We start from the raw sequence: 6,199 nt of genomic DNA, 5'->3' as shown, positions 1-6,199 counted from the left end.
CGCCTCTCGACGGCGGTTACCGGCTCTACCAGCGTATCGGACAGGCCTCCCCGGATAAGAACGGCCCCTTTCCTCTCATGCACCCGCCGCATCTACTGCCACAGCCCTTGGCGACTTCGGACTTCGTTGTGTTTGGGCAACTCATCCGACTGTGACAGCCTCGAATGCGATTCGTGTACCTCGGGTCGAGAGTTTGCCTCCAGCTTCCTTCAGATTCCACCTCACAATGGACACCCTTGCTCTTGGCTAACGGTAGGTGTGTCGCCAACCCCCGTTCGGGACTTTCACCCTATAGGGACCGCCCATGCCGGGCGTACCAAAAGAAGAGAGTGGCGAGCGCCACTCTCAGTTTTTCGATTCGGGATCTTTATACGCGGGACTGCTCAGCCAACTGGCCGGAATCTGCACATTCAACCACTGATCTTTCGGGAAGAACTCGTGGTGTTCTTTGAAATAGGTATCGAACATCTTTTCTGCAATGGGTGCCGCCGCCTGCGCTCCATATCCCGCACCGGGAACCATGACTGCAACCGCAACCTGCGGATTATCGTACGGCGCGTAGGCAATGAACACCGAGTTGTCAACCTTTTGCCCGTGCATGTATATTTCAGCGGTCCCGGTTTTTCCTGCGGCTTTATATGGATCATTGTTAAACACACCATATGCCGTACCGCCCGGACCGTACAACGCATCGTACATGCCCTGTTGAACCATCTTAAAGTACTGTGGATTTGCTTTGACCACATTCTGTACGACAGGGTGTACAACGGTTGGTTTTCCACCATCCTGAGGAATGATCTCCTGCACGACGTAGGGTTTCATCCTTTTCCCGTTATTTGCGATGGTTGCAGCGTACTGCGCCAACTGCAGCGGGGTAAATTGCTGCATTTGACCAATTCCCGCATAGGCAAGGTCGGTCGGGCTGCCATGGTTCACATACTGTCCTGTCTTCTTCAGGGAGGTGAGCGCCGCCTGCAGATCCAGGTGACGAGCTGGGGCACCCGTCTGGCTCGTGTCCTTTATCCAAAATATACCACTCGACTCACCAGGCAGATCAATTCCTGTCGTTGGCCCCAGTCCAAAATCCCACTCTCCTTGGTACATCTCCGTCAGGCCCTTGATAAAACTGGTATCCGCCCACTGTTGATAATTGCTGACCCCACCAAACCATTGCCCCATTTTCAAACCCACTTCGTAAAAATACGTGTCACAAGATACACCAATGGCTTTGATTGCGTCGACAAATCCGTGGTTCATTCCATCGTCACTCATTGGAGTTCCAGCCACGTATGTGATCATACGATCCTGAATCGCAAAGCTCGGACTGATGACGCCAAGTTGCAGCGCCGTAATCAGATTTGCAGGTTTCACCGTCGAGCCTGGATACATGGGACTCTGTATCGCGTGGTTCATCTGTGCTGAGGTGGATTTCAAGTAATTTGCGTGTTTCCCGGATGTGCCGTCGGCAAACCAATTCGGATCCAGATAAGGATAACTGACCATCGCCAACACACCGCCGGTCTTCACATCAATGGCGACAGCCGACGCATCATCAATCGCATTTTTGTATTGCGAACTGTTGATCACGCTCAGCACATCGTTTTGTGCCTCCGCTTGAAGTACCCCGTCCAACGTCAGCTTCAGGTTGTCTCCCGGCTTCGGCGCGGGATTGAAGCCAAGCGAAGTCACCGTGCCGTCCGCCGAGTTCACGGTGGACAGCTCGTACCCGTACATGCCCTGCAATTCCCTTTCATACTCCAGTTCCAAACCCGTCCGACCCACGGTTTCCGTCGGAAGATACTTGATGTGCTCTGCGTCAAACTTCTTTTCATCCTCCGGCTGGATGGCACCGGTGTAACCGAGCACCTGCCCGGCCAAATCGCCGAACGGATAGACGCGCTGTGAAGCGGCCTGGATGTCCACGCCCGGCAGATCCGACTTATGTTCTTCGATGTAGGCCATCTGGGATTCAGTCAGTTTTTTGGCGATGAGCGTGGTCTCAAAGTCGGAGTTTTTCATGGTGTTGTACAGAGTTTTGGCTGGCGTTTTCAAAATGACCGAGAGTTGTTGAGCCAGCTCGTTCATGCTTTGATCATTGGTCGACGACGATTTCGTGAAGTAGAGATTGTAAACCGGTGCATCGTACGCCAACAGATTGTTGTTGGTATCATAGATGCGTCCGCGCACCGGCAGCACCGGTGTCGTCACGTATTGATAATCGGTGGCCTGAGTGTGAAATTGTTGACCCTCGGTGATTTGCAGATATCCCAATCGAGCAATCAACGTCGAAAAGGCGACGAATATCATTCCGTAGAGAAGCGAGGCTCGGCCCGCCTTCGGCGGCACTTCACGCTTATCAATTGGCTTCATCTTCACAGGCTCCTACACTTGAGACTGCCCCTATTATATGAAATCATCGGCCGTTGCTGGGGTTGCAATATTTAACGATTTGTAGAAAAGTGTCCAGCCCGGCTCAGCACAACCGCGTGCGGCCGGGCGGACGGAGGTATGACATGCGGAATTGCGGAGAGAACCGGACGGCACCTTCCCGTCTGCACGTCCGGTCAGGTCGCATTCATCACGCGGCGTGCGCCGATGTACCGAGACGACCAGTACGGCAATGACATCGACGTGATCATCAAGCCGCTGTCCTCGGAGTTAATCATCATTCCGTTGCCGACATAAATCCCCACATGCGTGGCACCGGGGGCGTACGTGCTGAAGAAAACCAAATCTCCGGGCTGCAGATTCCCGCGAGAGACGGGGATGCCTTGCGCAAACTGCTCAGCGGCCGTACGGTTGAGCGCCACACCGAAGTGGGCAAACACGTACTGCGTGAACCCGGAGCAGTCAAATCCCGGATTGGGCGTGGTCCCGCCCCAGACGTACGGCAACCCGATGAATTGTTCGGCATAGTGAATCAACGCGTCGGCACTCACATTGGTGAATGTGCTCTGCGTCTGTGCGACATAGCTTGCCGACTGCATTTTTTGTTCCGCGGCCTGTGTCTCCGCTTCAATCTCTGCAATCTGGGCTTGTGTCAGCTTCAGTTGGCTCTCCACCGTATACTTGGCGTTCTTGTCCTTGGTTTCTTGGTTCTTGATGTTCTGGAGTGCGGCTGCCTTAGCTGCCTGGAGCGACTGATCCATCGCCTGCGCCTGAAGCAATTGGGCACGCCGCTGCTCGAGGGTCTTCTGGTCTGATTTCAGAGCGGCCTGCTGCGCGGTCAACTGTTGCTGCAATGACTGCACCGCTTGAATGATCTGATGCTGTTGTTCCCCCACCATCGCCATCTCGCTGAGACGGCTGAGAAAATCGGAAAACGACTGAGCTCCAAACAACACGTCCAGGTATCCCTGGCCGCCACTCTCATACATGTACCGCAATTGGGCAGCCAACTCGTCTTCCGATTTGTTCAAGTTCTGCTGATTCTGCTGAATTTTTGTCTGAAGTTGATTCACCTGACTCAGCACCGCACTGTACTGCTTTTGATTGTCCACCAGCGACGCGTGCACGGTGTTCAAGGACGCGGTGAGGGAGTCCAACTGCTTCTTGTAGCTGGATTCCTGCTGCTGATCCTTCTCAATTTGCTGCTGCAACCGCGTGACCTGAGACTGCAACTGCTGAGCCTGACTCCGCTTCTGAGAGAGCACATCGGCGTATGCCGTTGTCAGCGAGGTCACTGTGAAACCGACTGCGACAGTACCGACCATCCACGTTCGCTTTCTCAACCACATCACCACGTTACAAAAATTTGGACGCTCCCGCTCCAACGAGCAGTCATTGCAAAGGGCAACATGGTGATATTTCGACACTCAGTCCGATTTTCCTTGTCTTTTTGTCGGATTTTTTCACAGAACCACGAATTCCCGCAAATGGATGATCGCGAACTCACTCCGATTGTGTCGAAGCTCAGTCTACATTTGGCGCTTGGTTTATTCCCAGCGATGATTCAGGCGAGACCGTCGCCTGCGGCCGGCGGAGCAGCACATGCTCGAACAACAGGACCAGCAGGATGCCCACAATCAGGCCGTTGTCCAGGACGTATCCGAGAACGGGAGGCAGCCCATTCCAGGCGGTGGCCGGCACCGCGAACACGCCCACTGCGGCCGTCAGAGAAATGCCGATGACCAGCACATCGCGCTGATCCAGTGACATGCTTCGGTAATCCCGCAATCCAAACCCAATCATTTGCGCGAACACGACGAAAAGGATGGCATATCCCACAGGCGAAGGCAGCGTGGCCGCCCACTGGCCGACGGTGGGAAAGAATCCGAGCAGCGCGACCGCAATGGATGCGACCATGAACGGTAAGCGCGACGCCATGCGGGTCAACGACACCAGACCGGCGCAGGAGGACAATGGAACCATGCCGACCACCCCGAAAAGGCCGGTCAGCAGCGTGCCAACTCCCGTCATGAGGGCTCCGCGGCTCAACCGCTGATCAGTCACCTGCTCCCCCGCAGCCGCGGCCAAAGCCTGGAGACTCGCAATCAGGTTCGACAGCAGAATGCCCCCTGTGATGGCCCCGGTCAGACACACGCCCAGGTTCCATTTCGGCGGCCCGAACGGCAACAGGCTCGGCAACGCCACCCAAGGCGTGTCGGCAACCGGCGCGTCCACGAGGCCAAACACTGAAAACAGCACCCAGCCACAACCGAGGCCAATCAGAACGGATATCGACTGCACCATGCCGCGTGCCTTGAACATAAGTCCCATGGCTACGGCCAGCACCAGCACGGACAACCCCGCCACCTCCGGAGCGACGGTCTCGCGCCCCCGGAAGCCGATGCCGAGCACCCCTTCGACCAGAGAATGCGCAACCTGCAGGGCCACCAGGATCAGAAACGTTCCCGTCACAGCTGGTGTGAACAGACGCCGAACCCGCCCGAGTTGTCCGCTGACCCCGAGCACAATGAACACCAGGCCGCCAACCATCAATCCCAGTTCCAATTCCTGAAGCAACACGCCGAGCGATTGGCCTTTGTCCACCGCCATCTGCACCAAAACCAGAAACACGCCCCACCACATCCCGGCGGGACCTTCAATCACAGGAAAGCGGTGACCGAGCCACGCCTGCAAAAAGCCGATGACCCCACACACAAAGAACGTCCGTTCCGTGAACATGGCAATCCCTGCCGCGCTGAGATGGAACGCGTGCCCGACCACGATGGGCACCGTGATGATGTTCGCCAGCGTGAACATGAACCACTGCAGGGTTGACAGCCACAGCGCACCCCCGCGCGGACGTTGATCCAATCGATAAATCAATCCCTCCATAGACCTCCCCTTCCGTTGTCGCGACGTATTGATTGTGACCAACTTCGGCACGAGCGTCAAAGATCTTCATGCCTCGCAGACAAACACTGAGAGTACAAGGTTGGTAGGGAGCGAATTTCGAAAGAGTTCTTAGCACAGTTCATCAAGGAGAATCACTTCAAATCGACGGACAACTTCCAGGCTCCCTGGCGAGATTTGTTCTCCAGTACGGTGCAAGGATTGCTCGAGGCTGAGCTGGAGACACACCTTGAAAAAGTGACTATAAACACATTCTATTAGACTGTTGGAATGAGAAGTGTGATCCTGATGCAATTGCGTACGCAGAAGAAAACGCGCAGAGACGCCTCGCTGAACAGTCCCATCGGGACGGACAAGGAAGGAAACGAATTTCATTACGGATGTTGTCTGTTTTCAATGACGCTGCCAACCAACTGTCCCACCAACTGCAGAGTGTTGCTTAACATGAACGGAATCAAAAGGGTCACAGTTTTTTACATATATCGCTGAATCGATGGATGCACATTTGTCATCAACTTGTTCGGTCCTTCCGATGATCCGACATATTATTTCGGCACGTTATATCCCCTATCCCCAAAGGGCTGAAGTTGCTGTACCCATTTTTCTTTTAGCTTCTTTAGAGCATCCTTCAAGTCGAAATAATCATTGGGTTTCTTGTCCACCGTCTCCAATACTTCGAACGAAAAGGCATCCGCTCCGAATTCATTCCACTCTGCTTGAAGAGATTTATTTGGGTGGGAATCATGCTCTAACATAAACTTTTCTCCGTTAATTGTGTTGATGTTCCGAGTGCTATCCACAAAAATCTTATGATTCCTCATGTTTTTGATTTGAAACACACCTGCAACTGTCTTTTGTTCCTTCCACTTCATCTTCAATTCCTTTCTTCGATCCAACTTCT

At 54.1% G+C, this 6,199-nt stretch carries 4 protein-coding genes and 2 pseudogenes; 2 read left to right on the top strand and 4 right to left on the bottom strand.

Annotated features, from left to right (window positions below; genetic code table 11):
• Positions 1 to 345: 345 nt before the first annotated feature.
• The 3 genes from mrdA to G463_RS18595 form a co-directional block, all read right to left on the bottom strand.
• Complete coding sequence (mrdA, locus tag G463_RS0103670) at positions 346 to 2,370, bottom strand: penicillin-binding protein 2 (protein WP_035485502.1); 2,025 nt, start codon at positions 2,368 to 2,370, stop codon at positions 346 to 348.
• A gap of 194 nt (positions 2,371 to 2,564) precedes the next feature.
• Positions 2,565 to 3,731: a C40 family peptidase gene (locus tag G463_RS0103665; protein WP_169725416.1), complete on the bottom strand. Its 1,167-nt coding sequence runs from the start codon at positions 3,729 to 3,731 to the stop codon at positions 2,565 to 2,567.
• Between the two features lie 181 nt (positions 3,732 to 3,912).
• Positions 3,913 to 5,280, bottom strand: a complete 1,368-nt coding sequence (locus G463_RS18595; protein ID WP_051321892.1) for a purine/pyrimidine permease — start codon at positions 5,278 to 5,280, stop codon at positions 3,913 to 3,915.
• A 114-nt stretch (positions 5,281 to 5,394) separates the two neighbouring features.
• Between G463_RS18595 and G463_RS23965 the strand changes: the two are divergent.
• A pseudogene (locus G463_RS23965) lies at positions 5,395 to 5,529 on the top strand (IS256 family transposase); the annotation flags it as partial.
• Positions 5,530 to 5,580: 51 nt separating this feature from the next.
• Positions 5,581 to 5,667: pseudogene (locus tag G463_RS23415) on the top strand (flagellar biosynthesis protein FliA); the annotation flags it as partial.
• A gap of 176 nt (positions 5,668 to 5,843) precedes the next feature.
• On the opposite strand, the gene G463_RS0103650 reads toward G463_RS23415, so the two are convergent.
• Entirely contained in the window at positions 5,844 to 6,194 is a 351-nt protein-coding gene (locus G463_RS0103650) for a GIY-YIG nuclease family protein (RefSeq protein ID WP_026974095.1), read from the bottom strand.
• Positions 6,195 to 6,199 lie beyond the last annotated feature (5 nt).

Source organism: Alicyclobacillus contaminans DSM 17975 (assembly GCF_000429525.1).
GTDB lineage: Bacteria > Bacillota > Bacilli > Alicyclobacillales > Alicyclobacillaceae > Alicyclobacillus_A > Alicyclobacillus_A contaminans.
Note: the sequence above shows the minus strand (reverse complement) of the source record. Positions and strands in the feature narration are given on the sequence as shown.

Coding starts and splice junctions, on each gene's coding strand:
- mrdA (WP_035485502.1), bottom strand. CDS start 2,370: ATGAAGCCAATTGATAAGCGTGAAGTGCCGCCGAAGGCGGGCCGAGCC.
- G463_RS18595 (WP_051321892.1), bottom strand. CDS start 5,280: ATGGAGGGATTGATTTATCGATTGGATCAACGTCCGCGCGGGGGTGCG.